Origin of the sequence: Faecalibacterium prausnitzii, assembly GCF_003287495.1 — a bacterium.
GTDB classification, from domain to species: Bacteria; Bacillota; Clostridia; order Oscillospirales; family Ruminococcaceae; genus Faecalibacterium; species Faecalibacterium prausnitzii_I.
In genome coordinates, this window is record NZ_PRLE01000001.1 from 513,503 (window position 1) to 539,566 (window position 26,064).

21 protein-coding genes are annotated in these 26,064 nt (G+C 60.9%); 3 read left to right on the forward strand and 18 right to left on the reverse strand.

What is annotated here, in order from left to right; all coding sequences use genetic code 11:
- Positions 1-97: 97 nt before the first annotated feature.
- The 9 genes from C4N22_RS02410 to C4N22_RS02450 all read right to left on the reverse strand — a co-directional run bounded on the left by C4N22_RS02410 (position 98) and on the right by C4N22_RS02450 (position 12,329).
- Positions 98-1,168, reverse strand: a complete 1,071-nt coding sequence (locus C4N22_RS02410; RefSeq protein ID WP_112147861.1) for a hypothetical protein — start codon at positions 1,166-1,168, stop codon at positions 98-100.
- A gap of 21 nt (positions 1,169-1,189) precedes the next feature.
- Positions 1,190-3,322, reverse strand: coding sequence for an ATP-dependent zinc metalloprotease FtsH (gene ftsH, locus C4N22_RS02415; RefSeq protein WP_112147862.1), 2,133 nt, complete (start codon positions 3,320-3,322; stop codon positions 1,190-1,192).
- Between the two features lie 30 nt (positions 3,323-3,352).
- Positions 3,353-3,901 (reverse strand): hypoxanthine phosphoribosyltransferase, encoded by a 549-nt coding sequence (gene hpt, locus C4N22_RS02420; protein ID WP_022257671.1) that lies wholly within the window; start codon positions 3,899-3,901, stop codon positions 3,353-3,355.
- Positions 3,898-5,373 (reverse strand): tRNA lysidine(34) synthetase TilS, encoded by a 1,476-nt coding sequence (gene tilS / locus C4N22_RS02425; RefSeq protein WP_112147863.1) that lies wholly within the window; start codon positions 5,371-5,373, stop codon positions 3,898-3,900. The genes hpt and tilS overlap by 4 nt, the downstream gene beginning before the upstream one ends.
- Positions 5,373-6,773, reverse strand: coding sequence for a replicative DNA helicase (dnaB, locus tag C4N22_RS02430; RefSeq protein ID WP_112114624.1), 1,401 nt, complete (start codon positions 6,771-6,773; stop codon positions 5,373-5,375). Before dnaB ends, tilS begins: the two co-directional genes overlap by 1 nt.
- A 73-nt stretch (positions 6,774-6,846) precedes the next feature.
- Positions 6,847-7,302, reverse strand: a complete 456-nt coding sequence (rplI, locus tag C4N22_RS02435; RefSeq protein ID WP_022257668.1) for a 50S ribosomal protein L9 — start codon at positions 7,300-7,302, stop codon at positions 6,847-6,849.
- A 68-nt stretch (positions 7,303-7,370) separates the two neighbouring features.
- Positions 7,371-8,477 carry a UDP-galactopyranose mutase gene (gene glf, locus C4N22_RS02440; RefSeq protein ID WP_112147864.1) on the reverse strand — a complete coding sequence of 369 codons (1,107 nt, stop codon included), beginning with the start codon at positions 8,475-8,477 and terminating at the stop codon, positions 7,371-7,373.
- Positions 8,474-10,483 (reverse strand): DHH family phosphoesterase, encoded by a 2,010-nt coding sequence (locus C4N22_RS02445; protein WP_242980925.1) that lies wholly within the window; start codon positions 10,481-10,483, stop codon positions 8,474-8,476. The genes glf and C4N22_RS02445 overlap by 4 nt, the downstream gene beginning before the upstream one ends.
- A gap of 52 nt (positions 10,484-10,535) precedes the next feature.
- On the reverse strand, positions 10,536-12,329 hold the full coding sequence (locus C4N22_RS02450) for a ribonuclease J (RefSeq protein ID WP_112147866.1): 1,794 nt from the start codon (positions 12,327-12,329) through the stop codon (positions 10,536-10,538).
- A 410-nt stretch (positions 12,330-12,739) separates the two neighbouring features.
- On the opposite strand from C4N22_RS02450, the gene rnhA reads away from it, so the two are divergent.
- The gene (gene rnhA, locus C4N22_RS02455) at positions 12,740-13,204 is read left to right on the forward strand and encodes a ribonuclease HI (protein ID WP_112114621.1); all 465 of its coding nucleotides are present in this window, start codon (positions 12,740-12,742) and stop codon (positions 13,202-13,204) included.
- Complete coding sequence (locus C4N22_RS02460) at positions 13,201-13,719, forward strand: hypothetical protein (protein ID WP_112147867.1); 519 nt, start codon at positions 13,201-13,203, stop codon at positions 13,717-13,719. Before rnhA ends, C4N22_RS02460 begins: the two co-directional genes overlap by 4 nt.
- A 63-nt stretch (positions 13,720-13,782) precedes the next feature.
- Here the strand turns inward: C4N22_RS02460 and mgsA are convergent, their stop codons facing one another.
- From mgsA to zapA, 9 genes are all read right to left on the reverse strand, one after another.
- A complete protein-coding gene (gene mgsA, locus C4N22_RS02465; RefSeq protein ID WP_022257662.1) occupies positions 13,783-14,193 on the reverse strand; it encodes a methylglyoxal synthase in 411 nt (136 codons plus the stop codon).
- Between the two features lie 157 nt (positions 14,194-14,350).
- Complete coding sequence (locus C4N22_RS02470; RefSeq protein WP_112147868.1) at positions 14,351-16,546, reverse strand: peptidoglycan D,D-transpeptidase FtsI family protein; 2,196 nt, start codon at positions 16,544-16,546, stop codon at positions 14,351-14,353.
- A gap of 41 nt (positions 16,547-16,587) precedes the next feature.
- The gene (gene mreD, locus C4N22_RS02475) at positions 16,588-17,121 is read right to left on the reverse strand and encodes a rod shape-determining protein MreD (protein WP_112147869.1); all 534 of its coding nucleotides are present in this window, start codon (positions 17,119-17,121) and stop codon (positions 16,588-16,590) included.
- A gap of 16 nt (positions 17,122-17,137) precedes the next feature.
- The gene (gene mreC / locus C4N22_RS02480; protein ID WP_022257659.1) at positions 17,138-17,968 is read right to left on the reverse strand and encodes a rod shape-determining protein MreC; all 831 of its coding nucleotides are present in this window, start codon (positions 17,966-17,968) and stop codon (positions 17,138-17,140) included.
- Positions 17,969-18,025: 57 nt separating this feature from the next.
- The gene (locus C4N22_RS02485; protein WP_022257658.1) at positions 18,026-19,048 is read right to left on the reverse strand and encodes a rod shape-determining protein; all 1,023 of its coding nucleotides are present in this window, start codon (positions 19,046-19,048) and stop codon (positions 18,026-18,028) included.
- 173 nt (positions 19,049-19,221) lie between these two features.
- Positions 19,222-19,779, reverse strand: coding sequence for a Maf family protein (locus C4N22_RS02490; RefSeq protein WP_112114616.1), 558 nt, complete (start codon positions 19,777-19,779; stop codon positions 19,222-19,224).
- A gap of 136 nt (positions 19,780-19,915) precedes the next feature.
- Positions 19,916-20,362 carry a dUTP diphosphatase gene (gene dut, locus C4N22_RS02495; protein WP_022257656.1) on the reverse strand — a complete coding sequence of 149 codons (447 nt, stop codon included), beginning with the start codon at positions 20,360-20,362 and terminating at the stop codon, positions 19,916-19,918.
- Between the two features lie 139 nt (positions 20,363-20,501).
- Positions 20,502-22,571, reverse strand: a complete 2,070-nt coding sequence (locus C4N22_RS02500) for a U32 family peptidase (RefSeq protein WP_112147871.1) — start codon at positions 22,569-22,571, stop codon at positions 20,502-20,504.
- A gap of 62 nt (positions 22,572-22,633) precedes the next feature.
- The gene (gene zapA, locus C4N22_RS02505; RefSeq protein WP_112147872.1) at positions 22,634-23,041 is read right to left on the reverse strand and encodes a cell division protein ZapA; all 408 of its coding nucleotides are present in this window, start codon (positions 23,039-23,041) and stop codon (positions 22,634-22,636) included.
- Between the two features lie 463 nt (positions 23,042-23,504).
- Between zapA and C4N22_RS02510 the strand changes: the two genes are divergently transcribed.
- Positions 23,505-25,901 (forward strand): glycogen/starch/alpha-glucan phosphorylase, encoded by a 2,397-nt coding sequence (locus C4N22_RS02510; RefSeq protein ID WP_112147873.1) that lies wholly within the window; start codon positions 23,505-23,507, stop codon positions 25,899-25,901.
- Positions 25,902-26,064 lie beyond the last annotated feature (163 nt).

Below are 26,064 nucleotides of genomic sequence, written 5' to 3' on the forward strand. Positions count from 1 at the left end.
TCCCTCCGGCCGGAGGGAGTCTGTCCTGGCAGGGGAGCCAAATAGCAGTTGCAACAAAAAAGCGGAGGAAACGCTCACCGCCTCCTCCGCTGCTGTTTTACAGGATAAACTGATAATACACAAAGCCCCACAGCGCAATGCCTGCGCAGATGATGGCCGTGATGGGCGGCACCCAGCGGATAAGGGTCTCAGCGATGCTGTCACGGGAGTCCGCTTCCTCCTCGTAGTCCTCCTCGTCCACGGGCTGCGGCTCCGGAGCGCGCTGCGGTGTCGGGGCAGCGTCCCGCACGGCGGCGGGCATCACACGGGTGCCCTCGTCGTCCGGCCGGGCCGCGCGGGCAGCAGGCTGGTAGTTCCGTGCATCCAGGATGCGGGTCTGCTCTCCGGCTTCCACCGGCTCCAGCGGCGGCGCAAAGGAGGCCGCCTGCTCCACATGGGGGCGGGCAGGCATGACCCGGGTCGCCTCTTCCTGGGCCGCGCTGCTCATGATACGGGTAGGCTCTTCCTGCGCGGCAGGCTGAACGGGCCGCACCGGTGCTTCCGACTGGGCAGCGGGCACGGGGTCCGGCTGCTCCGGCTGGAGCAGGGTGTTCAGGGCGTTCTGCAGCAGGATGCGGTCACAGCCGCACTCGGTGCAGTATACGGTATCCTCTTCTTTCGGGTGGAACGCGCCACAGGCGCAGTACCAGCCGTTTTCAAATACCTGGGGCATATACTTCAGGCCCTGACGGTTCATCCGGGCCTCCAGTGCTTTCTGCAGCTCGGGGCTCAGGCGGCGGGGGGCCGGCAGGCGCACCCGCTTGATGGCGTCCAGATGGACCACCCGCTTGCCGTTGTAGACGTTCTTGAGGGAAACATCCACACTGGTGATGGCTTTCTGGGTCACAAACACGGCATCGTCCATGCCAAAGCTCTCGCCGGGCTTCACGGCAATGTCACGATACTCAAACTCGTCCTCGCAGAGGATGATGCCGTCCACGCCCTTGCACTTGAAATGAATCTCCAGGGCTGTCAGCGTCACCTTGGAAATATTCTTAAAGGTCAGGCAGACCGCGTGCTCGCCGCTGATCTCGCCCTTGAGCAGCTCCACGCAGACAAACTGCACCGGGCTGCCCGGGGTGTAGTAATTGGCGCGTGTCCGTGCGACCGGTTCAAAATTTTCCTCCACAACACTCTCCCCTTTCCGGGTTTATTCTTCGGGTTTCTGGGCCGGGGCCTCCTCTGCCGGAGTCTCCACGGGCCGGGTCTGTTCCGCCATCTCGGCGGGCTCTGCCGGTTCGGCGGGCTCTGCCGGTTCTACCGTGGTCTGAGCCGGCTGGGCAGGCTCTTCCGCCTTGGGTTCCTCGCCGTCACGGGGGGCCAGAGTGCCGCCCGCCATCACGGTGTTGAACTCCTGCTCGTTGAGCTTTTCGCGCTCCATCAGAGCCTTGGCCAGCGCGTGCAGCTGGTCGATGTGCTCCGTCAGGGTGCGGCGGCAGGTTTCGTAGGCCTCGTCGATGATATCCCGCATCTCGCTGTCGATCTCGGCAGCGGTGGTCTCACTGTAGCCCTTGCCCTGTGCAAAGTCGCGGCCCAGGAACGTCTCTTCCTGAGAGGTACCGTACACCACCGGGCCCAGCCGCTCGGAGAAGCCGTACTTGGTGATCATCTGGCGGGCAATGTTGGTGGCCTGCTGCAGGTCATTGGAAGCACCCGTGGAGATGTCCTCCAAGATCAGCTGCTCGGCCACACGGCCGCCCAGGCTGGAAACGATGTCCTCAAACATCTCGCCTTTGGTCACATAGCTGCGGTCTTTCTCGGGCAGATACATGGTGTAACCGCCAGCCTGGCCGCGCGGGATAATGGTGATCTCATGCACACGGGGGTGGTGCTTGCAGTAGAAGCCCGCCACCGCGTGGCCTGCCTCGTGGTAGGCCGTGAGCTTTTTCTCTTCGGGGGTCACGACACGGCTCTTCTTCTCCGGGCCGGCCATCACTTTCATGGATGCTTCCTCGATGTCCTCCATCGTGATGGCCTTGCGGCTGCGCCGGGCAGCCAGAAGGGCAGCCTCGTTGACGAGGTTTTCCAGGTCAGCGCCCGCAAAACCCGCGGTGCGCTGCGCGATGACTTTCAGGGACACGTCCGGAGCCAGAGGCTTATTCTTGGTGTGGACTTTCAGGATCTCCTCACGGCCCTTGACATCGGGCAGGCCCACATAGACCTGACGGTCAAAGCGGCCGGGACGGAGCAGAGCCTTATCCAGAATGTCGGCACGGTTGGTAGCGGCCATGACGATGACGCCATCGTTGGCCTCAAAGCCATCCATCTCCACCAGCAGCTGGTTCAGGGTCTGCTCGCGCTCGTCGTGGCCGCCGCCGAGGCCGGCACCACGCTGACGGCCCACCGCATCGATCTCATCAATAAAGATGATGCAGGGCATGGTCTTCTTGGCCTTGTCAAACAGGTCTCGCACACGGGAAGCACCGACACCGACGTACATCTCCACAAAATCCGAGCCGGAAATGGAGTAGAACGGCACGCCGGCCTCACCGGCACAGGCACGGGCCAGCAGGGTCTTACCGGTACCCGGAGGGCCCACCAGCAGCACGCCGTGGGGGATGCGGGCACCCAGCGAGTTGAATTTATCCGGGCTCTTGAGGAATTCGACCACCTCTTTGAGCTCTTCTTTCTCCTCGTCTTCGCCCGCCACATCGGCAAAGGTAGCGGTCTTTTTGTTTTCCCGCTCGTCCTTGACCTTGGCTTTGCCCACGTTCATGATGCCGCCGCCGGCACCGCCGCCGCGCATCATGGAGAAGAGCAGGAAACCTGTGCAGCCCAGCATCCCCAGATAGAACAAAATCTCCATCCAGGGGATGGTCTCCTTGAGGGAGGTGTAATCGTACTCCATGGGAGCCGTGGGGTTGGCCGCGTCATAAGAATCAATATAACTCTGCACGTTCTCAATGAAAACGTAGGCATAGGGCAGCTTGTAGCGGACCGTCACGGTACCGTCCGAGTTCTTCTCCGCGGCCGTGGAATCCGCCGACGAAGACGACAGCATCCCGGACAGCAGGCCGCCGGTGGAATCTGCCGTGGAGGCAGCTGTAGCCTGCGGCAGGTCGAGGTCGCCCTCTTTCAGCGTCAGGGTAATGACGCTGGTGTTGCGGTCCAGGGTGAATTTGGTGACCTGATTGTGCTCAAAGTAGTGCACCACCGTCGAGTAGCTCATGGTAGAGCCGCCGGACATACCAGTGCCGCTGGTGAACACCGACCAGATCATCAGCACCGCTGCCAATGCCAGCGCAAAGATCAGCGGGTTAATACGAGGTCTTTTTGGTTGCAAGAATGATCAACTCCAGTTCTGGTAATGTTTTTATTTCTCGTAAACGCAGGGTTTGAGGATGCCGATATACGGCAGGTTGCGGTATTTTTCGTCGTAATCCAGGCCATAGCCCACCACGAACTCATCCGGCACCTGGAAGCCCTCGTAATCCGGCTTGATGTCAGCCTTGCGGCGGCTGGGTTTGTCCAGGATGGTGCAGATCTTCACGGAATTGGGGTGGCGCATCTTGAGCATGGGCACCAGGTTGGAGAGGGTGATGCCCGTGTCCAGAATGTCCTCCACGATCAGCACGTCCTTGCCGGACAGGTCGCCGTCCAGGTCTTTGATGATCTTGACCAGGCCGCTGCTGCTGGTGTTGCTGCCGCCGTAGCTGGACACGACCATGAAATCAATGCTGCAGGGGATGCTCACCGCCCGCATCAGGTCGGCCATAAAGACCACGGAGCCTTTCAGGATGGAAACGAGAACAAGGTTTTTGCCCTCATAGTCCCTGCTGATCTGTGCGCCCAGCTCCCGCACCTTGGCCTTGAGCTCTTCTTCGGAAACCAGAACGTTCTTGATATCGTCATGCATACTCATGATTCTACTTCCTCCATTGTTTGCAGTTTCAATTGCAAAACCAGCGTGCTGCCCGCATCCGGGGCAAGGCCAGCGGCAAAGCCTGTGCCGTGGACCCAAAGCACCTCGCTGCCTGCTGCCAGAAGCGGCAGGCCAGCCCGCTGCCGGGGCGGGATCCCCGCCTCGTTCATCCATTTGCGCAGCTCCTTGCCCACGCCCCGGCCTGCCGGGTGGAAACGGTCTCCCGGCTGACGGCAGCGCAGAACAAGAGCAGGATACAACGTAGTTATTTTAGCATAATCCGCTTGATTTTTTAAGTCTTTTTTATGAACACCCTGTATTTTTTCTTCAAATGGGGCCGGAACCACCCGGATTTTCAGCTTTTGGCCTCCGGGCAGGGGATATTCGGCCCCATCCGTGGGGAAAAACGGCTCATAAAATCCGGTGTTCTCCGGGCAGGCATCCGGCGTTTTTTCCCGCCAGAATGTCCCCTCCCCGGCGCGGAACCGGATCTCACCGGTCAGCTGCACCGCCCCGCTGCCGCGCCGCACCAGCGCTGCCAGCAGGCGGATGTATTTTTCCTCGGCGTCCCGCACCGGGGCCGTCAGACTGTGGAGGGCGGTTTCCAGGATGAGCGGGTCGGCCTTTTGCAATGGCTCCAGCGCCCAGACGCCCTCCCCGGCCTCCCGCGCGTACCGCGCCCCGGCGGGGAGCTTTGGGGGCAGCCGCTGCCCGGCCTCTTCCAGCAGTGTCGCCGCCTGCCGGGCAAAATAGGCGTCTGCCCGGGCGGCTTTCTCGCAAAAGCGGGCCAGATTTTCCTCCGCCGCCTCGTTGACCGAGCCAAGAGCCGGGAGGGCGGCGTGGCGCAGGCGGTTGCGGGCGTAGTCGTCCCCCGTGTTCGTCTCGTCCGTCACCCAGCGCTGCCCGCGGGCCATGCAGACAGCCTCCGTCTCTGCCCGGGTCAGGCCCAGCAGAGGGCGGCAGTAGCCGGGGCGTTTGGGGCGGATGCCCCCTGCCCCGTGCAGCCCGGTGCCCCGGGCCAGCCGGAACAGCAGCGTCTCTGCCTGGTCACTTGCAGTATGGGCCGTCGCAATGCAGTCTATCCCCTCCTGCCGCAGCTGTTCAAAACAGGCGTAGCGGAGGCGGCGGGCCCAATCCTCCCCGGCATGGGGCGGCACCGTAAAGCCAACCTCCGCCGGGCGGAAGACCCGCAGCGGCAGGCCCAGCTCCGCGCAGGCCTCCCGCACAAAAGCTTCGTCCCGGTCGGCCGTCTCCCCCCGCAGGCCGTGGTTGACATGGCAGACACTCAGCACAAAACCGGACTCTGCCTGTAAGGCCAGCAGCAGGTGCAGCAGGGCCATGCTGTCAGCCCCGCCGGACACCGCCGCGGCCAAGTGCAGCGGCTTTCCGGCTGTCAACGGCGTCAGCAGAGCCTCAGCCTCGCAAAACGCGCGGACACGCTGCAAAATGCCGGAAAAATCGTCGTGTTTCATCAGCGTTTAAAGTCCACATCCATAAAGCGGGTGTGGGCACCATCCCAGCCCAGCGGCACGGTACTGGTCTCACCGTGGCGGTTTTTGGCCACGATGCACTCGGCCGTGTCGGCGTCCACCTCGGCACCGTCCGGGTTCTGGCTGGCGTAATAGGAATCACGGTAGAGGAACAGCACGCAGTCGGCGTCCTGCTCGATGGAACCGGAATCACGCAGGTCGGACAGCTGGGGGCGGTGGGAGGAGTTGTTGCCCTGCTTTTCCACCGCACGGGACAGCTGGCTCAGCGCAATGATGGGCACATTCATCTCTTTGGCCATGATCTTGAGGTTTCGGGTGATGGAGCTGATCTCCTGTACACGGTTCTCGGTGCGCTGGCCCGTGGTCATCAGCTGCAGATAGTCAATGACGATGAGGCCCACATTGGGGCGGCTGGGGTCCTGGTTCACCCGGCGGATCTTGGCTTTCATCTCGGTGATGGTGATGCCCGAGGTGTCATCCATATAAATGGGCGCGTCATGGAGCTTCTCGGTGGCAAGGGCCAGGTACTCCCAGTCCTCCGCCCGGAGGGCGCCGGTGCGGAACGCCTGGCTGTCGATGCCGGCCTCCGCCGAGAGGATCCGGTTGGTCAGCTGCTCCTTGGTCATTTCGAGGCTGAAGATGGCCACCGGTACTTTCTGCTGCATGGCTACACGGGTGGCAATGTTCAGCGCAAAACTGGTCTTGCCCATACCGGGGCGGGCAGCCAGAATAATCAGGTCGCCGCGGCCAAGGCCGGTGAGCACGGTGTCCAGCAGGCGGAAGCCTGTAGGGATGCCCTTGTACTTATCGGCATCCGGGCCGCTGATCTTCTGCAGATTGGTCAGCGTTTCCACCATGCTGGAAGAAAGGGGCGTCAGGGCGCTGGAATCCCGCCCGGAGCGGATCTCATAAATGCGCTGCTCGGCGTTTTCCAGCAGCAGGTCCGCGTCCGGCTCGTCGCCCGCATCCTGCAAGATATCTTTCGCCACACCCATGAGCTGGCGGACCAGATATTTTTCCTGCACGATCTGGGCGTAGGCTTTCACGTTGGAGATGCTGGGCACCGTCTCGGCCAGGCCGGTCAGGTAGACTTTCGCCTCGTCCGCGCTGGGAAACACGCCGTCTGAGATGACCGCGTCCAGCAGGGTGACGAAATCAATGGTCTGATCGCTGGTGAACAGCCGCAGCATTTCCGAATAAATTTGGGCGTTCTGCCGGGTGTAGAACATCTCAGGCCGGATGATCTCAACCAGGTCGGTCAGTGTCTCCGGCTTGAGCAGCACCGCGCCCAGCACGCTCTGCTCGGCCTGCATGTTGTAGGGCAGATTGATGCCCACGCTTTCCAGATTCAGTTCATTGGAGTAATGTCGTTCGTTCGGCATGATCGTTTCCTCTGGGTCTCATACTACAAAAAGCGCCCCCTGCCGTGAGGGGGCGCAGACAGGCTTTTTCAGATCAGGCCTGCTCCACTTCCACTTGAATTTTGAACGAAGCCACCACACCGACATGCAGGCGGACTTTGGCGTTGAAAACGCCAGCGTCCTTGATGTCCTTGGTTTCCAGCTCGATCTTCTTTTTATCAATGGCGGTGCCGGCCAGTTCGGAGAGGGCTGCCGCCACTTCTTTGCCGGTGACCTTGCCGTGCAGGCGGCCGGAAGCGCCGCCCTTGGCCTTGATCGTCACGGTCTTGCCGTTGATCTTCGCAGCCACTGCCTGAGCAGCGGCCACGTTCTCTGCCTCATGGAAGTCCGCAGCCTCTTCCTTGCCGCGGGCAATATTCACCGCGCTGGCGTCGGCCACAGCGGCCAGCTTGCGCGGGAACAGAAAGTTGCGGGCGTAGCCGTCGGAGACCTCATGGATCTCGTCCTTTTTGCCAATGCCCTTGACGTCCTGCTTCAGAATCACTTTCATGATGTTATCCCTCACTTCTCACCGGAGAACCGGTGCAGTTTTGTAGCTCTAGTATACCGCAATTGCAATTATTCGGCAAGCTCTTTCTCCGCGACGCTCAGTGCCACCTCAATGACCTTGTCCATATCGTAGTATTTGTACTCGCCCAGGCGGCCGCCGAAGATGACCCCCGGCTCCGCGTCGGCCAGCTGCTTGTAGGCAGCATACAAGGCGCCGTTCTTCTCATCATTGACGGGGTAGTACGGCTCGTCGCCCTTTTTCCACTCAGCACTGTACTCCCGGCTGATAACGGTCTTGGGCTGGGTGCCAAACTCAAAGTGCTTGTGCTCAATGATGCGGGTGTAGGGTGTCTCGGCGTCGGTGTAGTTCACCACGGCGTTGCCCTGATAGTTGTCGGTGTCCAGCACCTCCGTCTCAAAGCGGACGCTGCGGTACTGCAAAGCACCCAGCTTGTAATCAAAGTAGGCGTCCACCGGGCCCGTGTAGACGATCTGATCCGCCAGCTTGTCCAGCTCCGCCTTGCGGGCCAGGTAATCCACACCCAGCTCAATCTCCACGCCGTCCAGCATCTTCTCCACCATGGCCGTGTAGCCGCCGTTGGGGATCCCCTGATACAGGGCATTAAAATAGTTGTCATCGTAGGTAAAACGGACGGGCAGCCGCTTAATGATGAACGCGGGCAGCTCGGTGCAGGGGCGGCCCCACTGTTTTCCAGTGTAGCCCTTGATGAGCTTCTCGTAGATATCGGTGCCCACCAGACTGATGGCCTGCTCCTCGAGGTTCTTCGGCTCGGTGATGCCTGCCTCGGCCCGCTGCTGCTCGATCTTTGCTTTTGCCTCGGCGGGAGTCACCACGCCCCACATCTTATTGAACGTGTTCATGTTGAACGGCAGGTTGTAGATCTCGCCGTGGTAGTTGGCCACCGGGCTGTTGGTATAGCGGTTGAACTCTGCAAACTGGTTCACATACTGCCACACAGCCTTGTTGTTGGTGTGGAAAATATGGGCACCGTAGCGGTGGACATGGATGCCCTCCACGCTCTCGGTGTAGATGTTGCCCGCAATGTGGTCCCGCTTATCAATGACGAGGCAGCGCTTTCCTGCCTTTTTGGCCTCATGGGCAAACACCGCGCCGTACAGGCCCGCGCCCACGATGAGATAATCATACTGCTTCATGGCTTGTTATCCTTTTTCTTTGGTTCCGCGTTCGCCTCGGAAGAAGTCTTCTTCTGGGATTCGCGGTATTGGTCGATGGCGGTCTGGATGCGTGCCCGGGCCGCCTCCGGGGTGATATGCTTGAGCTGTGCCGCCGCCATGGTCTGGTGGCCGCCGCCGCCCAGAGACTCCATGATGACCTGCACGTTGACCGCGCCCAGGCTCCGGGCCGAGATGTTCACGCCCGTGCCCACCTGCACCGCCACAAAGCTGGCCTCCACGTTCTGGATGGTCAGCAGGTCGTTGGCGGCCTGCGCAATGGCTACCCTGGCCTCCGGGGGTACTTCCCCGCTCACCGAGACGGCACAGTTTTTGTACATCTGGGCCGCCTCCACAAGGTCGGCCTTGGCGTTGTACTCCACCATGGTCACATCAAACAGCTGGCGCACCCGCTCGGTCTCCGCGCCATAGCGGCGGAGGGCGGCCGCGGCCTCAAAGGTCCGCACGCCGGTGTGGAGGGTAAAGTCTCTCGTATCCAGCATGATGCCGGCCAGCAGGCCCTCCGCTTCCACCCGGTTGGGCTTGTCATCCCGCTCGCCCACATACTGCAAAAGCTCCGTGACCAGCTCACTGGCAGAGGAGGAGTATGGCTCGTGGCAGACAAGGGCCGGGTTCTCAATAAAGCCCACGCCCTTGCGGTGGTGGTCGATGACGGCCACCTTGCCGCATTTTTCGAGAATTTCTTTGCTCTCTACCAGATTGACCTGGTATGTATCCACCACGATGCACAGCGTCCGCTTGGAGATGATGGGCAGTGCACCTTTGGGGTCGATGAAATCGTCCTCCTGCCCGGCGGCAACGAGAGCATTGATCAGGCTGGACGCCAGCGTGGCATCCCGGCGGACCGCGATAACGGCCGGCACATCACAAATTTTGCAGATGCGGAGCACACCCTCGGCAGAACCGATGGCGTCCAGGTCACTCATCCGGTGGCCCATGATGACCACATGGTCCGCCTCCTTGATGAGCTTGACCAGCTGGTCGGCCACAATGCGGCTGCGCACCTTGCTGCGCTTTTCCACGCCATGGCTGACGCCGCCGTAGAACGTAAAGCCGTCCGGCGTCATCTCGGCGGCCTGGTCGCCGCCGCGGCCCTGGGCCATATCCAGTGCCTGCACAGCCATGTCCTGGGCCTCCCGCAGGGTCTTGGCCCCGCGGCCAATGCCGATGGAGAGGGACAGGTTCACACTGGGGTCAAGGGCGCGGATTTTATCCAGCACGTCGTAGCCCCGCTTGGCAAACTGCTCCAGCTGGCGCTCCTCCACCACCGCGATGTAGCGGCCGCTGGCTACCCGGCGCAAAAAGCCCGTGCCCCGGCCGATCATCTCTTCCAGCACCCGGTTGATGCCCTCCAGCAGGCGGGCGCGCTCACTGTCCAGCATGTCGCTGAACACATCGTCGTAGCCATCCACCAGAAAGACGAGGTAACCCGGGCGGCTGGCTTTATACTCCGCCTCCACCCGGCGCAGGGCGGTCTCCTCATTGAAGACCACCAGCGTCATCGTTTCCGCATCGCCGGGCACGGTGGAGCTGTGGGCAGACCACACGCCATCGGCCAGGGTCAGCTGCTGGCCCTCCTGGGTGCGGGCCTGCTGCAGATCCAGCCCGGGGATGACTTTCTGCACCCGGCTCACCAGCAGGTCCTGCCCGCCCAGCATCCGCTGGCGGAACTGGTCATTGTACCAGAGCACGGTTTCCCCCGAGAGGAGGACCACCGGCTGGGAGAGGGGTTCCAGGCTGAATTTTGTTTTCGATTTTGTAAAGTCGCCGCCACAGACCCAGCGTGCCAGCTGGCTGCGGAGGCGGTAGCGGAACAGGCCCATGCCAATGCACCAGGCCGCTGCCAGCACCACCAGTACCGGCCAGATGGCTGGGCGCTGCACCAGCAATACCAGCATCAGCAGGACACACAGAATCGCCAGACAGGCGGTGAGCATCTCCAAAGTCCATCTTGGTTTTTGTTTCATCAGATCATATGCCTCCTGGCGGGCCTGCTCCTGCACAGCAGGGCCCGGTCGATCAGACCTCCATCAGAATGGGGAGGATCATGGGGCTGCGCTTGGTACGGCGATAGATATAGCTGCTCAGCGCCTCGCGCACACGGGTCTTGACGCTGTTCCAATCCCGCACATGCTCTTCCACGCAGCGGTCCAGCGCCGATTCCACAATGCTCTGGGCACCGTCCATCAGGCTCTCGTTCTCCCGCACATAGACAAAACCGCGGCTGACGAGGTCGGGGCCAGCCAGTACCTGGCCGGTCTTGCTGTCCACAGTGGCCACGATGATGACGAGGCCGTCCTCGGAGAGGTGCTTGCGGTCCCGCAGGACCACATTGCCCACGTCACCCACGCCCAGGCCGTCCACCATGACGGCACCGGCGGTGACAGGCTCGCCCAGCTTGATCTCATCCCGGCTGAGGATGACGTTGGAGCCGTTCTCCGCGATCAGGATGTTGCTGGTGGGGATGCCCAGGCTGGCGGCGGTCATGGCGTGCTTTTTGAGCTGCTTGTACTCGCCGTGCACGGGCAGGAAATACTTGGGTTTGGTCAGGGTGAGCATCAGCTTCTGCTCCTCCTGGCAGGCGTGGCCGGAAACGTGGACATCGTACATGCCCTCGTAGATGACCTCCGCGCCCAGCAGCAGCAGGCCGTTGACGATCTTGGTCACGCTCTTCTCGTTGCCGGGGATGGGCTTGGCCGAGATGATAATGAAATCGCCGGGGCCCACCCGCACCTGACGGTGGCTGCAGGAGGCCATGCGGGAGAGGGCGCTCAGGGGCTCGCCCTGGCTGCCCGTGGTCACCAGAACCACCTGCTCCGGCGGGTACTGGTTGAGCTCATCCACGCTGATGAGAGTCCCCTCCGGGATGTGCATATAGCCCAGCTCCTGGGCCATGGCCGTGTTGTTGACCATGCTGCGGCCGCTGAACGCCACCTTGCGGCCATCCTCCACAGCCAGATCAATGATCTGCTGCACGCGGTAAATGTTGGAGGCGAACGTCGCAATGATGATGCGCTTGTTCTGGGCGCGGGCAAACAGGCTGCGCACACCTGCCGCCACTTTCTGCTCCGTGGCCGTAAAGCCCGGGCGCTCCGCGTTGGTGGAATCGCTCAGCAGGGCCAGCACGCCTTTCTGGCCGTACTCGGAGAGGGTGGTCAGGTCGGTGGGGCCGCAGGCCAGCGGGGTGTAATCGATCTTGAAGTCGCCCGTCTGGATGATGGTGCCTGCCGGGCTGTCGATGGCAAAGGCCACCGAGTCCGGGATGGAGTGGTTGACATGGATGGGCTCCACCGTGAAGCAGCCCAGCTTGAGCTTCTGCTTGGGCACGATCTCCACAAACTTGGTCTTGCCGGCCAGGCCGAACTCCTCCAGCTTGTTCTTGATGAGGCCGCAGGTCAGGCGGGTGCCGTAGATGGGCAGATCAAATTTCTGCAGCAGATACGGGATGCTGCCGATGTGGTCCTCATGGCCGTGGGTGATGAGCAGGCCCTTGATCTTATCCTTATTCTGTACCACGAACGTGAAATCGGGGATGACCATGTCCACGCCGAACATATCACTGTCCGGGAAGACGAGGCCGCAGTCCACAATGATCATATCGCCGCAGCACTCGTACACGGTCATGTTCTTGCCCACTTCCCCCAGGCCGCCCAGCGGATAGATGTGGATGGGCACAGCGGCCTCCTTGGGCTGCTGCGGGCGGCGGGGACGCCGCGAATAATAGGGGCGGCGGGTGCGGGGGCGCTTCTCGCCGCTGTTGTCACTGGCCCGGTTCTGGGCGGGCGCGGGGTTCTGTTCTTTAACCTGTGCCATTCGTACCTCCAAAAAACAAATCGCAGAACACGGCCCACCCCCACCCGGGAGCGGCCGTCTTTTCTGCACAGGGAAGCATAAAATAAGCATCTGCTTCCGTTGGATGCATCCGTATAGAATTTATCCTGTCAGCGCCTTTTTTAAAGCCTGCTGGTGGTTCCGAAACAAGCTCTCTGCCTTTCCAGTCCATCTGTTCGATGCGACCGCGGCACTTATCCGGGAACGCTGTGAGCGCGCACTTACAGCGCGCCCCTATACGCATTTCGTTGCCATCAGTATAGTATTTCTCAGCGTTTTTGTCAATTCCAAGGTTTGGCAGGCCGGGCGGGCTCTATGCACTTTCCTCTTGACAGAACGTGTAAAATGGCTCTAAATAGAAGCAGTAAAAATTTACACACCGGGAGAAACGCATGAAACAGGTTGAAATTTACACCGACGGCGCGTGCAGCGGCAACCCCGGCCCCGGCGGCTGGGGCGCGGTGCTGCGGTATCGGTTCAATGGCAAAGTGTACGAAAAAGAGCTCAGCGGCGGCGACGCCAGCACCACCAACAACCGGATGGAGCTGACGGCCTTTATCGAGGCCCTGCGCCAGCTCAAGGAGCCGTGCGAAGTGCACCTGTGCTCCGACAGCCAGTATGTCATCAACGGGCTGGAAAAAGGCTGGGCCAAGGGCTGGAAGCGCCGGGGCTGGAAAAAATCCGATGGCTCCCCTGCCCTGAACCCGGACCTCTGGGAGCAGGCACTGGAGCAGGAAGCACGGCACAAACTCACATACGTCTGGGTCAAGGGCCACGCGGGCCACCCGGAAAACGAGCGCTGCGACCAGCTGGCCGTGGCACAGAGCCAGGCACATGGCGGGAGGCAGGGACGATGAGCGACACTTTTTTGCCCGGCAGCGGGTTTGATACCTACGAGCAGCAGGACAAAGTGCTGGTAGGCCTGGGCGGCGGCACGGCAGCCAAAGTAGCCGTCCGTATTTTGCAGCAGCAGGGCTTTGCGGTAGTGGGTGCCGTCGTGAAGCTCTCTGCCGAAGAAGAGCCTCTGGTGCAGTCCGCAAAAGAGGCCGCAAAGGCCCTTGGCATCGAGTGTGCCACCCTCAACGCCGAGGCGCTGGCCGCACAGGGAGTCCCTCCTGTGGACGCCCGCCTCTCTGCCCTGCTGACGGCGGCAGACAAACTGGGCATCCAGTACATCGCCACCGGGCACTTTGCCCAGGTGGAGACCGGGGCCGACGGCATCAGCCATATCTACCCGCCGGAAGACCCTGCCCAGGACGAGAGCGATGCTCTTGCCGCCCTGCCGCAGGATATCCTGGCCCGGCTCATCTTGCCGCTGGGGTCTTTCACCCCGGAGGATGTGCAGGAGATGGCCGCGGATTTTAACGTTTGACGCACACAAAAAGGCTCTGGGTCTTGCGATCCAGAGCCTTTGCTTTTTTTATTGATTGAATGATCACACGGACTGCTGCGGGTGGACGATATCACGCCAATCCAGGTCGCCGCGCTCCAGGCCGTGGATGAGCACCTCAGCGGTGGCGATGTTGGTGGCCATGGGGATGTTGTGCACATCGCACAGGCGCAGCAGGGTCATCTCATTGGGCTCGCTGGGCTTTGCATTGATGGGGTCGCGGAAGAACAGCAGCAGGTCCACCTCATTGCAGGCAATGCGGGACGCGATCTGCTGGTCACCGCCCTGAACCCCTGCCAGGAAACGCTGTACCTGCAGGCCCGTGGCCTCTGCGATCATCTTGCCAGTCGTCCCGGTGGCCACCAATTTATGCTGGCTCAAAATCCGGCAGTACGCCGTACAGAACTGAACCATCAGCTCCTTTTTGGAGTCATGCGCAATCAGTGCAATCGTCATCGGTCAACCTCTCCTTTTACCTCGCCCGGCTCTATTTTCTCTCTAGGGCATTGTATTGCATATATCATATTATCACAGTTTCCGTCATTTTACAACTGTTTTTTGGGCATTTCCGCTGGTTTTTCTGGTTTTTCCACCAAATCCGCATGACAGCGCCTTATGCCGCCGGAGCCGCCGCGGGTTCCGGCGCGGGAGTCGTCTCCCCTGCCGTGTCCGTCTCATCGGCTGCGGCGTCGCCGTCCACAGCCTCTGTCTTCGGATCGTCTACCGCCGGGTCGGCGGTCTCGGGTTCGTCCACCGTCAGGGTGCCGTTCTGCATGGCGAAGTAGGCATCAAAAATATCCGCCACCAGCTGGCCGGTACGGGCACCGGCACCGCCGTATTCCACCACGATGCCAATGGCGATCTGCGGGTCTTCCACCGGGCCATAGGCGATCATCGTCGCGTTGGTGTAATGCTTGCGGGTGCTGCCGGCGTAGTAGCTCTCACTGCGCTGGGGACTGCCCGTTTTGCAGGCGACGGTGTAGGGATAGCTTGCCAGTGCCGGGATGGTCTGGGCCACGCCCATCATGCCCTGCTGCACCAGGTCAAAGGTATCGCCCCGGTCTTCGATGACATCCATGACCTCCGGCTGGGTCTCCTGCAGGACTTTGCCCGTGTTGGTGTCCAGGATGGACTTGACAAAGTGGGTACGGTAGCGGGTGCCCCGGTTGGCGATGGTGCCCGCATAGGTAGCCAGCTGCACCGGCGTGATGACCGTGTTGCCCTGGCCGATGGCGGCCTGCACTTCCAGCGAGGCCGTGTAGTTGGAGTCGTTTTTCGTGGTCAGGCGGCCCAGTGCCTCGCTGACCTCCACGCCCGTGCGCTGGCCCAGGCCCAGCTTATAGGCATAAGCGTCGTAGACGTCACTGGTCACCCGGCGGCCCACATCGTAGAAGAAGATGTTGCAGCTCCATTTGATGGCCGTGATGACGTCGATGTTGCCCGTGTGGCCGTGGCGGGTGCACTTGGGGTGGTAATCCTGGAAGTAGTTGTACACGCCGTTGCAGTATACCGTGGAATACCGGTTGATGACGCCGGTGTCCAGCGCGGCAACGGCCACCGAGGGCTTATAGGTCGAGCCCGGGGTGTACAGGCCCTGCAGCGCCCGGTTGAACAGCGGCATCCCGGGGTCGGCGCTGTACTCGCTGTACTGGGTGGCGTAGAGGTTCTGGTCAAAGCTGGGGTAGTTGGCGGAGGCCAGCACGCTGCCGTCCTTGACATCCAGCACCACCACCGCGCCTGCATTGGCCCGGGCACCATCGGTGCCGTAGGCCCGGCTGATCATATCAATGTTTTTGCCCAGCGCCTGCTCCACCGCTTTCTGGAAATCGCTGTTGACGGTGAGCTGGACGGTGTGGCCCGGCTCCGGCACCGTGGTCATGGCCGTGCTGACGATGACGCCATCCGAGTTGCGGGTGATGGTCTCCACACCATCCTTGCCCCGCAGCTCATCCTCATAGGCCGATTCCAGGCCCGAGATGCCGATGACATCGTTCATATTGTAGCCTTTATCCCGCAGCGGATAGGTGGTCTGGCCGTTTTCATCGGTCACTTTCCACTTTTCCGCCGTGATCTTGCCCACCCGGCCCAGCACATGGGGCAGCACCGTGCCCTGCTCATAGCTGCGGGTGGAGGTCTCCACGATCTCCACGCCGGGCAGGGAGAGGCTGTTTTCCTTGATGGTGGCCACGGTCACATCGCTGACGTTTTCGGCCATGACAAAGTTGTTGACGTTGGAGAACGCCTGCTGCTGCATCTCATAGTGGATGCCGCCCAGCACCCGCTGCCAGTGGAGGGAGTAGGCGCTGAGGTCATAGTCCTCCACCAGTTTTTCCATCACGTCATCAGCGGTGGCGTACTGCTGCAGGCCCAGGCCCTCTTTCATGTTGGCAAGGCTCTTCTGATCGCTGGTGCTGTCCTCCGCAGCCGTAAACGTGTAGTGGCCGTTGGCATCCGGCTCGCTGATGAGGAGGGAGTCGTTCCAGCTCTCGCCGTTCTGCTCCAGCAGCTCCACGATCCGCTGCAGCATGGCGTCCAGATCCTCGCCGCCCATCAGCAGCTTGCTGAGCACCACATTGTAGCTGGTGGTGCTGGCCGCGATCCGTTTCCCCTCGCTGTCCACGATGTCGCCGCGGGCCGCCGTGACCGTAAAATGATAGTCCGTGGTGTTGGTGGCGCGGGCTTTGAAGCTGTCGCCGTTGACCAGCTGCAGAAAGATCAGCCGGAACACATACAGCCCCACGATAACCGCCGCAAAGGCGATGAGCAGCCGCATCCGGCGCATAACGGTCTTGTGTTCGTCCAAATTCATCTGGTTTCCTCCCGGCGGGGCAGGCTGCGGAGCCGCAGCACTCAGACCACGCCGTTGTCGATCTTGAATTCAATGCTGATCTTCCGCGCCGCCCAATAGATGGGCAGGCTGACCGGGATGCTCAGCACCGCGCTGGGAAGCACGAACCACAAAAAGCGGTTCCACGCCCCGCTGTAGCCCGGCATGTAATAGAAGAACAGCCAGTCGCAGACCAGCACCAGCACCGCGCACCCCGCCGCGATAAGCAAAAAGTTCTGAGCGGTGTCCTTGAGGTAGAGCTGCACCACGGCGGAGACGGCAAAGCTGAGGATCATCAGCTCCAGTGCCAGCATTCCCACGGTTCGGCCCGCCGTGTAGTCCCACATCAGGCCGCAGACCGCGCCGAAAATAGCCCCGGCAAACTCTCCTTCAAACACGGAGACCGCCAGTGCCAGCGGCAGCAGGTAGAGCGGCTTTGCCGCCCCCAGCTGAAACAGCCCGGGCATGGTCTGCAAAACCGTACACAGCAGCATCAGCAGCGTATAGCAGACCCATTTGAAGATCTGGCTGCTTTTGCGCTTGCGGCGTGATTCCATAGACAGGCTCCTCCTATCAGTAATTGGTAATGATAAACACATGCTTGACGGTACGGGGGTCCGCGCCGGGCTTAATCACCGCGATGGTGGATTTGCCGCTGGCTTCCGGCACCAGCTCCTGCACCACGCCCACCAGCACATCCGGCGGGAACACGCCGCCCAAACCGGTGGTGATGACCTGATCGTTGGCCTTGGTCAGGGTACTGCGGGAGAGGTTGGAGAGGATACACAGGCCCTCGGCGGCGTAATCCGCGCTGCCCGTGATGATGCCGTTGTCCCGGGTGCGGGACACCACGCCCGCCGCGTTGAAGCTGGGGTGCAAAATCGTCATGACCTTGCAGCTGGTCAGGTCTACTTCCGTCACCACGCCCAGCAGGTAGCCCTCGTCGCTGGTGATGGCGTCGTTGGCCTCCACCCCGTCCAGGCTGCCCTGATCCAGCGTGAAGCCGTAGAACGAATCCAGCGGGTCCCGCCCGATGACGAACGACGAAACATAGCTCATCTCCGGGTGCTGCTCCTGAATGTTGGTCAGGGCCTTGTAGGCCTCGTTTTCAGCCTTGAGCTTGTCGTAATCCACCATCTGGCCGCGCAGCTCGGCGTTTTCCGTGGTAAGCTTCTCGTTCTCTTCCAGAATGGCGTCGATGTTGGTGTACTTCTCCCACAGGGAGGAAACGCCATTGCTCACCGCCGCCGCCGCCCGCTGGAACGGGGCCACCGCCACGCTCAAAATCTCCTGCGGGGCGGCCGTCAGGCGGCCATTGGCACCGGCATAGGCCATGATGGCCGCCAGAAACACCGCGATGCCCACGAGGATCTTAAATTTCCAGGTATCGAAAAAATCTTTCAAGGGAGCTTCCTCCGATTGCAAAAAAGCGCGGACAGCCGGAGCCATCCGCGCGCTTTATCACATGTGTGCGCCGTCGGTATCCAGCACATCGTGCAGGACATCCACATGGTCGAGCACCGCGCCGGCGCCCTTGGCCACGCAGTCCAGCGGGTCTTCCGCCACATGGACGTCAATGCCCGTCTCACTCTGGATCAGCTGGTCCAGGCCGCGCAGCAGAGCGCCGCCGCCCGTCAGGGTGATGCCGTGGTCGATGATATCGGCACTCAGTTCCGGCGGGGTGCGCTCCAGCGTCTCCTTGATGGCGCTGGTAATCTTGACCAGGCACTCCAGCAGGGCCTCACGCACATCCTCGGAGTGGACCACGATGTTCTTGGGCAGGCCGTCCACCAGATTGCGGCCCTTGATCTCCATGGTCATCTCGGGGTCCATGGGGTAGGCGGAACCGATCTCGATCTTGATCTGCTCCGCGGTACGCTCACCGATGAGCAGGTTGTACTTCCGCTTGATGAACGCGATGATGGCCTGGTCGAACATATCACCGGCCATCCGGACGCTGCGGGAAGCCACGATGCCGCCCAGCGAGATCACGGCGATCTCCGCCGTGCCGCCGCCGATGTCCACGATCATGCTGCCGGTGGGCTCGCTGATGGGCAGGCCCGCACCGATGGCGGCAGCCATGGGCTCCTCGATCACGGAGACCTGACGGGCACCGGCTTTCAGGGTTGCCTCACGCACGGCGCGGCGCTCCACCTCGGTAACACCGGAGGGGATGCAGATGACCACGCGGGGGCGGGAGAACATGCTGTTGCCGCAGGCCTTTTTCAGGAAGTTTTCCAGCATATTGGCCGTGATGTCAAAATCCGCAATGACGCCGTCTTTCAGGGGGCGGACCGCCACGATGCTGCCGGGGGTACGGCCGATGACCGCCTTGGCCTCGCCGCCCACGCAGCGCACCTCATCGGTCTTGGTGTCCACCGCCACAACGGACGGTTCCCGCATGATAATGCCTTTTCCTTTCATGTAAACCAGGGTATTGGCAGTACCCAGGTCGATCCCTACATCTTTTGAAAACAAACTCATACTGAAGCTCTCTCCTTAAATTCTTTCCAGTTCTATTCCCAAAACGCACGGCAGACCGGACGAGATTCCGTCCGGCTGTCCATCGCAGAATAACACGCTATTATTATAGCCGCAAGACGCTGTTTTCTCAAGCGTTTTGTCAAGTTTTTTGGCAATTTTTCATTTTCAGTGCATCAAAATTGCTCGATGAGCCGGACAGTGCGGCTGACGGGGAGGCCCATAATGGTGTAATAATCGCCCTCGATGCGGTCCAGCCAGAGGGCTGCCCGGCCCTGAATGGCGTAGGCTCCGGCCTTATCGTAGGGCTCTTTTGTGGCCGTGTACCGCTCAATTTCTTCCTCGGAGATGGGGAAGAACGTCACGCGGCAGCTGTCCACAAAGCTCTTGGTCTGTGCGCCGTCCGAGACGCAGACGCCCGTGTGTACCTGATGGGTGGCACCGGACAGTGCCCGGAGCATCCGTTTGGCGTCCTCCACACTGTGGGGTTTGCCGAAGACTTCCCCGTTTACATCCACCACGGTATCGCACCCCAGTACCAGATCCCCCGGGTGTCGGGCAGCCACGGCCAGACACTTGCCCCGGGCCAGCTTTTCCACCAGCCGGGCAGGGGTATCTGCCGTGACGGCGCTCTCGTCAAAATCGCTGACATGGATTTCAAAATCCGTCGTGTACAGGCTCAAAAGCTCTTTCCGGCGGGGGCTGCCGGAAGCTAGTATCAATTTGGAGTTCATCTTATATCTTTCTGCCCTGCACCGCAGGGCCCGGCATTTTCCGTAACATCATTTTTCAGTGTTTCGCACTTTGTTGCCCAGCCTGCCAAGGGCTCCCCTGTCAGGGGAGCTGGCACGCGAAGCGTGACTGAGAGGTTTATTTTCCCGTCGAGCCAAAGCCGCCCTCGCCGCGGGTGGTATCGCCCAGCTCCTGCACCGGAGCAAAGGCGGCGGTGTACACCGGTGCGATGCAGAGCTGCGCCACCCGCTCGCCGGGCTGGATCGTATAGGGCTCCTTGCCCAGGTTGACCATGGGCACTTTCAGCTCGCCCCGATAATCGCTGTCAATGACGCCAACGCCGTTGGCCATGCACAGGCCATGCTTGATGGACAGGCCGCTCCGGGCATAGACCAGCGCCACGGTGTGGGCACCGGGCAGCTCAATGGCAAGGCCGGTGGGCACCAGTGCCCGCTCCATCGGGGCCAGTGTCAGGGGCTCGTCCAGCACGGCACACAGGTCGGCAGCAGCAGAGCCGGGGGTTGCATAAGCGGGCACCTTCGCCCGGGGGTCCAATACTTTATAGTTTACAGTGATGGGTTCCATAGTATACCTCGTTTTAATTGTTTCAGTCTACTCCCCCAGTCACCTACGGTGACAGCCCCCTCACAGAGGGGGCCTCGCCTCACGGTCAGCCTCCCTCTTTGAGGGAGGTGGCATCGCGTCAGCGATGACGGAAGGAGTTTTAGTTTGTACCTTTAAAATAGAGTCCGCGGGTGAAATCGCCCTCAAAGGGTGCATGGACACGGAGATTGTCCAGAATGGCAGCAGCCTCTTCCCTGCTTTCCAGCGTGAAGTAGGCCACGCCGTAGTCCACCGTCAGGGCACCGGGCTTGTCGCCCATATAGATGGGCACCGGGTTGTAGATGGTACGCACGCCCATGCCGCACCGCACCGGGAACTTTTTCGCCTTGCGGTCGGTCAGGGTACCCGTCTTATCGCAGTGGGCGCAGTCGTGGATGTTCTGCAGCGGGCAGGCACGGGTGACCATCAGCGGCATGTGGCCGTAGACCAGCACGCCCGTGGGCACCGGCTTGCCTGCATGGGTGGGGGCAATGGTGCTGATGTCGCTGTCTTTCGTCTCGGGCAGGATGAGCACCGAGCCAAGGCCGTTGTCCGCGTAGAACTGCGCCGCCACCTGATTGGTGACGTTCAGGCCAAAGCCGCCGGACATGGGCAGGCCCCGGCAGAGCCGCAGGTGGGCGATGTTGCTCACCTCATAGCCCGCAAAGCCTGCATCCTGGGTGGCCGCGACGCGGCGGGCGGTGTCCTCTTCCAGCTTGCCGAACATGACCCGGGGCAGCTCCAGGAGCGTCTTGCCCCGCCACTCGCGGGGGACACGGTCGGCCTGCGCGATGGGCAGGATCAGATATTCCACGCCGGAAAGAGCCTGTTCCGGCACCTGATCCCAGCGCTCAAACCGGGCACGGAGGGTCCGGTGGGGCGGCAGGGTGCGCTGGGGCAGCGGCTCCAGCTCCACATCCTGCACCGGCCAGGGGCGCAGCACCTCCCGCTTTTTGAGCAGGGCGTCCAGCGCCTCCCGGCGCAGCTCGTTCACGGTGCTGCCGGGCACGAACCAGGGGCCCTCGTCCATCTCCACCTCGATGTTTTCCGCTGCAAAGGGGGTGCCGCCCGTCTTGGCGAGGCTCCGCTTCAGGCTCTCGGTGGGGTCGGCGCGGGCGGGCTGAGGCTCAAAATCGCCGTAGGCAAACGCCTTGTTGCCGTCGGCGTCGGTCACGGTCAGCTTCTCGCCGCCCTCTTCGATTTCCAGCTTCATCCGCACGGGCACCCGGGAGCGCTCCCGGCGGTAGAGCTCCCGCAGGGCGGGCAGGGTCTTTTTGGTCAGTTCGGCGTCGGCCTCACTGCGGACGCCAAACATCGTGCCGTCGATCTTCCCGTCCAGATAGCCGGAGGTGAAGCCGGAGCGGCTGAACGCATTTTTCAGCAGGTCACGGTCATAGGCACGGCCCTCCCGGCCTGCCAGACAGGCGCTGACCGCCGCTGCCACATACTCCGGCGTGCGCAGGCGGCCTTCGATCTTGGCAGAGGCCACACCGATGGCCTGCAGCTGGTCCAGTTTGTCGATGACGGAGTTGTCTTTCAGGGAGAGGTGGTGCAGCCGCCCGGGCTTGCCCTCGGGCAGGGCGTTGGCCTCAAAGGGCAGGCGGCAGGGGCCTGCACAGGAGCCGCGGTTGCCGCTCCGTCCGCCCAAAAACGCCGACATATAGCACTGGCCGCTGACGCACATGCAGAGCGCGCCATGGACGAAGCACTCCGTCTCAATGCCGCAGTGCCTGGTGATCTGCTCCACCTCCGGCAAGCTCAGCTCACGGGCCAGCACCACCCGGGTAAAGCCCAGCTCCTTGAGCTCCAGCGCCCCCTGCAGGGTGTGGACACTCATCTGGGTGGAGCCATGGCGGGGCAGCTGGGGTGCGATCTTCCCAATGAGGGTGGCCACGGCCAGATCCTGGCAGATGACCGCATCCGCCCCACTGGCGGCCACCGCCCGGATGGCATCGCACAGAGAGGCCAGTTCCCCGCCGTACACGGTGGTGTTGAGGGCCACATGAACCTTGACGCCCCGGGCGTGGCAGAAGCGGACGGCCTCTTTCAGGCTGTCGGCATCAAAATTTCCGGCGCCCGTGCGGGCGTTGAAGCCGGAAAAGCCCAGATAAACCGCATCTGCCCCGCTGAATACGGCGGCGTGCAGCATTTCTTCACTGCCCACAGGGGCAAGGATCTCAATATTTGCCATAACTCTCCTTTTGACGGCATGTTGCTGTACCTATTAAATAGAATGGATCTGAGAGCTGTCCCTCAGTTGCCTGCCTCGGCTTTGGCGGCCTGCTCCCGGGCAGCGGCCTCTTTCATTTTGGCCTGCAGCTTTGCCAGCTGCTCCCGCAGGGCAGCATTTTCCCGCTGAAGCACCTCGTTTTCGGCCCGGACCTTATCCTCGGCCAGCTTTGCCTTGGCTGCATCGGCAATGTAATCCTGGATCTGGCTGCGCATGTTTTCAGCACTGCCCGCGCTCTTGCGGTATTCGTCCAGATAATCCATGGCACAGAAGACCGCTGCCTTGCTCAGGGAAAGGTTGCCGTTGTCGTCCAGCAGCTTTGTAATGTCCTCATCCAGCTTCTTAGCCAGAGAGGTGATGTAGTTCTCGGTATCCGTCGTTGCGATCGCATAGGGCGCGCCCGCAATGGTCACTCTCACTTTGTTTACCATCGTCTATCCTCACTTTACACAGGGTTTTGCGGCTCCTTGCGGCGGGTGTCTGCCGGGACTCCCGGGCAAAATGGCGTGTTCCCGGGGGTTCCGGTACCGGACCCCGCCCTTTGCGGAGCTTTTCTCTGTGGTTTTTTCATTTGGGGTGGAGTTTGTGGCCGAATTACCCCTCCAAAGAGGCTGTTCCGCGCCCGGTTTCGGCCCTGCGCCACCCATCTGTACTCTCTATTATAATATAAATACCGTGCGAGAAAAAGTGGTATTTTTGAAATTTCGGCAGATTTGTCAGAAACTCAGGGCCAAAAATAGCAGTTACGGCAAAAATAGGTGCTTTTTCTTGCAATCGTCGGGGGAACAGATTATAATATTACCGTTGTGTGAAGGACACGCGGGAGTATATTGGATTGTGTCCTATTCCGGAAAACTCAATAAATTTATGCACTCGTGCGGATAGGAGTTATTTATGACTACAAAAGAATTTGCAAAAATTCTTCAGGACAAGCTCACCAGCGAATATGGCGTGGAGCTGAGTGTTGCTTCCCAGCAGCAGATCTACCGTGCTCTGGCACTGATCTGCCGCCAGATGATGAGCGAGAACCACAAAAAGTTCCAGTCCCGTGCCATTGGCACCGGCACCAAGCAAGTGTATTACCTCTGCATGGAGTTTCTGATGGGCCGCAGCCTGAAAGTGAGCCTGTTCAACCTGGGCCTCGAGGATGTGGCACAGAAAGCTCTGGCCGATGCCGACATCAGCATCGACAGCATTTTTGAGGAAGAGCCCGATGCAGGCCTGGGCAACGGCGGTCTGGGCCGTCTGGCTGCCTGCTACCTGGATGGCATGGCCACCACCGGCATCTGCGGCACCGGCTACTCCATCCTGTACGAGTACGGCATCTTCAAACAGAAGATCGTGGACGGCTGGCAGCAGGAGCGTGCCGACAACTGGCTGCCCGGCGGTCAGGTCTGGCTGAAGAGCCACCCCGATCAGGCTGTGGAAGTCCGCTTTGACGGCGAGATCCACGAGAACTGGGATCACGGCTTCCATTATATCCAGCACACCAACTACAACAGCGTCATGGCTGTGCCCTCCGATATGTATGTGCAGGGCTACGACGGCAAGGGCGTGGCAAAGCTCCGCCTGTGGCAGGCCAAGGCCCCCGATTTTGATATGTCCAGCTTCTCTCTGGGCAACTACAACACCGCGATGAGCAAGAACGCAAGCGCCGAGCTCATCTCCAAGGTGCTGTACCCCAACGACAACCACGTTGAGGGCAAGATCCTCCGCCTGCGCCAGCAGTACTTCCTGTCTGCCGCTTCCATCGGTGATATCGTCCAGAGCCACCTGGCCACCTACGGCACGCTGGAGAACCTGGCCGACAAGGTCGCTATCCAGCTGAATGATACCCACCCCACCCTCGCCATCCCCGAGATGATGCGTATTCTGCTGGACGAGTGCGGCTTTGGCTGGGATAAGGCCTTTGAGATCTGCCAGAACGTCTTCTCCTACACCAACCACACCGTTATGGCCGAGGCTCTGGAGAAGTGGAATGTGGACATCTTCAAGATGACCCTGCCCCGCATCTACCAGATCGTGGTCGAGATGAACCGCCGTGCCCGCGAGAAGCTGGAGGCAGCATTCCCCGGCGACGAGGGCAAGATCAATTATATGGCCCTCATCGGCGACAATCAGGTGCGCATGGCCAACATCTGCGCTTACACCTCCAACAGCATCAACGGCGTCTCCAAGCTGCACAGCGAGATCATCAAGGAGAGCGTCTTCCACGATTACTACCTGTTCAAGCCCCAGGCGTTCAAGAACGTGACCAACGGCATCGCTTACCGCCGCTGGCTGCTGGCCTCCAACCCCGAGCTGTGCAAGCTGCTGGATGAGACCATTGGCGATGGCTACAAGCACGATGCTTCCGACCTGAGCAAGCTGAACAAGTACGCCACCGACAAGACCCTGCTCAAGAAGCTGAACGAGATCAAGCTGGACAACAAGAAGAACTTTGCCAACTACCTCTCCAAGAGCACCGGCCAGGTCATCGACCCCAACTCCATCTTTGACTGCCAGGTCAAGCGGATGCACGAGTACAAGCGCCAGCACCTGAACGCGCTGAACATCGCTGCCCAGTACCTGTACCTGAAAGAGAACCCCAACGCAGATTTCATCCCCAAGACCTATATCTTTGGCGCAAAGGCTGCTCCCGGCTACTACATGGCCAAGCAGATGATCCGGATGATCTGCAAGCTGGGCGACCTCATCAACAACGACCCCGCTGTCCGCGAAAAGCTGCGCGTGGTCTATCTGGAAGAGTACTGTGTCTCCCTGAGCGAGCACCTGATGCCCGCTGCCGAGGTCTCTGAGCAGATCTCTCTGGCTGGCACCGAGGCTTCCGGTACCGGCAACATGAAGTTCATGCTCAACGGTGCCATCACCCTGGGCACTCTGGACGGTGCAAACGTCGAGATCGCCGATGCCGCCGGCAAGGAGAACGAGCTGATCTTCGGTATGCTGACCCCCGAGGTCAACAACCTGAAGCGGGTCGGCTACCACCCCAACGCGTTCATCATGGGCGATGACGTGGCCAATGCCGCTCTGAACTTCCTGGAGCGCGGCTGGAACGGCGAGAACTTCCACGAAGTGACCGAGAACCTGCGCAGCAGCGACCCCTATATGGTCATGGCTGACTTCAAGGATTACCGCCGTGCACAGGCCGACCTGCAGAAGCTGTATGCTGACCGCGAGAAGTGGGCACAGATGAGCCTGAAGAATATTGCCAACAGCGGCATCTTCAGCGCGGACCGTGCTGTCCTCGATTACGCTCGTGACATCTGGCACGCCTCCGCTGTCAAGTAAGCCCTCTCAGGCCATGCTTCGCATTGCCAGCTCTCCCAAAGGGAGAGCCCTTGGCAGCCGGGTAAAGTTCCCGGTTTTCACAAAAAGCGTCTTCTCGATGCTTTTCCTGTAGTATCATATCTTATCGCCCCGGACTGTGTAACGGCTCCGGGGCGTTTTTTGA

Excerpts from the sequence above, each read along its gene's own strand:
- hpt (WP_022257671.1), bottom strand. The coding sequence starts at position 3,901 with ATGAGTATGCATGACGATATCAAGAACGTTCTGGTTTCCGAAGAAGAG.
- C4N22_RS02510 (WP_112147873.1), top strand. The coding sequence starts at position 23,505 with ATGACTACAAAAGAATTTGCAAAAATTCTTCAGGACAAGCTCACCAGC.
- C4N22_RS02490 (WP_112114616.1), bottom strand. The coding sequence starts at position 19,779 with ATGAACTCCAAATTGATACTAGCTTCCGGCAGCCCCCGCCGGAAAGAG.
- C4N22_RS02445 (WP_242980925.1), bottom strand. The coding sequence starts at position 10,483 with ATGAAACAAAAACCAAGATGGACTTTGGAGATGCTCACCGCCTGTCTG.
- rnhA (WP_112114621.1), top strand. The coding sequence starts at position 12,740 with ATGAAACAGGTTGAAATTTACACCGACGGCGCGTGCAGCGGCAACCCC.
- zapA (WP_112147872.1), bottom strand. The coding sequence starts at position 23,041 with ATGGTAAACAAAGTGAGAGTGACCATTGCGGGCGCGCCCTATGCGATC.
- C4N22_RS02460 (WP_112147867.1), top strand. The coding sequence starts at position 13,201 with ATGAGCGACACTTTTTTGCCCGGCAGCGGGTTTGATACCTACGAGCAG.
- dnaB (WP_112114624.1), bottom strand. The coding sequence starts at position 6,773 with ATGCCGAACGAACGACATTACTCCAATGAACTGAATCTGGAAAGCGTG.
- mgsA (WP_022257662.1), bottom strand. The coding sequence starts at position 14,193 with ATGACGATTGCACTGATTGCGCATGACTCCAAAAAGGAGCTGATGGTT.
- dut (WP_022257656.1), bottom strand. The coding sequence starts at position 20,362 with ATGGAACCCATCACTGTAAACTATAAAGTATTGGACCCCCGGGCGAAG.
- mreD (WP_112147869.1), bottom strand. The coding sequence starts at position 17,121 with ATGGAATCACGCCGCAAGCGCAAAAGCAGCCAGATCTTCAAATGGGTC.
- C4N22_RS02450 (WP_112147866.1), bottom strand. The coding sequence starts at position 12,329 with ATGGCACAGGTTAAAGAACAGAACCCCGCGCCCGCCCAGAACCGGGCC.
- rplI (WP_022257668.1), bottom strand. The coding sequence starts at position 7,302 with ATGAAAGTGATTCTGAAGCAGGACGTCAAGGGCATTGGCAAAAAGGAC.
- tilS (WP_112147863.1), bottom strand. The coding sequence starts at position 5,373 with ATGAAACACGACGATTTTTCCGGCATTTTGCAGCGTGTCCGCGCGTTT.
- glf (WP_112147864.1), bottom strand. The coding sequence starts at position 8,477 with ATGAAGCAGTATGATTATCTCATCGTGGGCGCGGGCCTGTACGGCGCG.
- C4N22_RS02500 (WP_112147871.1), bottom strand. The coding sequence starts at position 22,571 with ATGGCAAATATTGAGATCCTTGCCCCTGTGGGCAGTGAAGAAATGCTG.
- C4N22_RS02485 (WP_022257658.1), bottom strand. The coding sequence starts at position 19,048 with ATGAGTTTGTTTTCAAAAGATGTAGGGATCGACCTGGGTACTGCCAAT.
- C4N22_RS02470 (WP_112147868.1), bottom strand. The coding sequence starts at position 16,546 with ATGAATTTGGACGAACACAAGACCGTTATGCGCCGGATGCGGCTGCTC.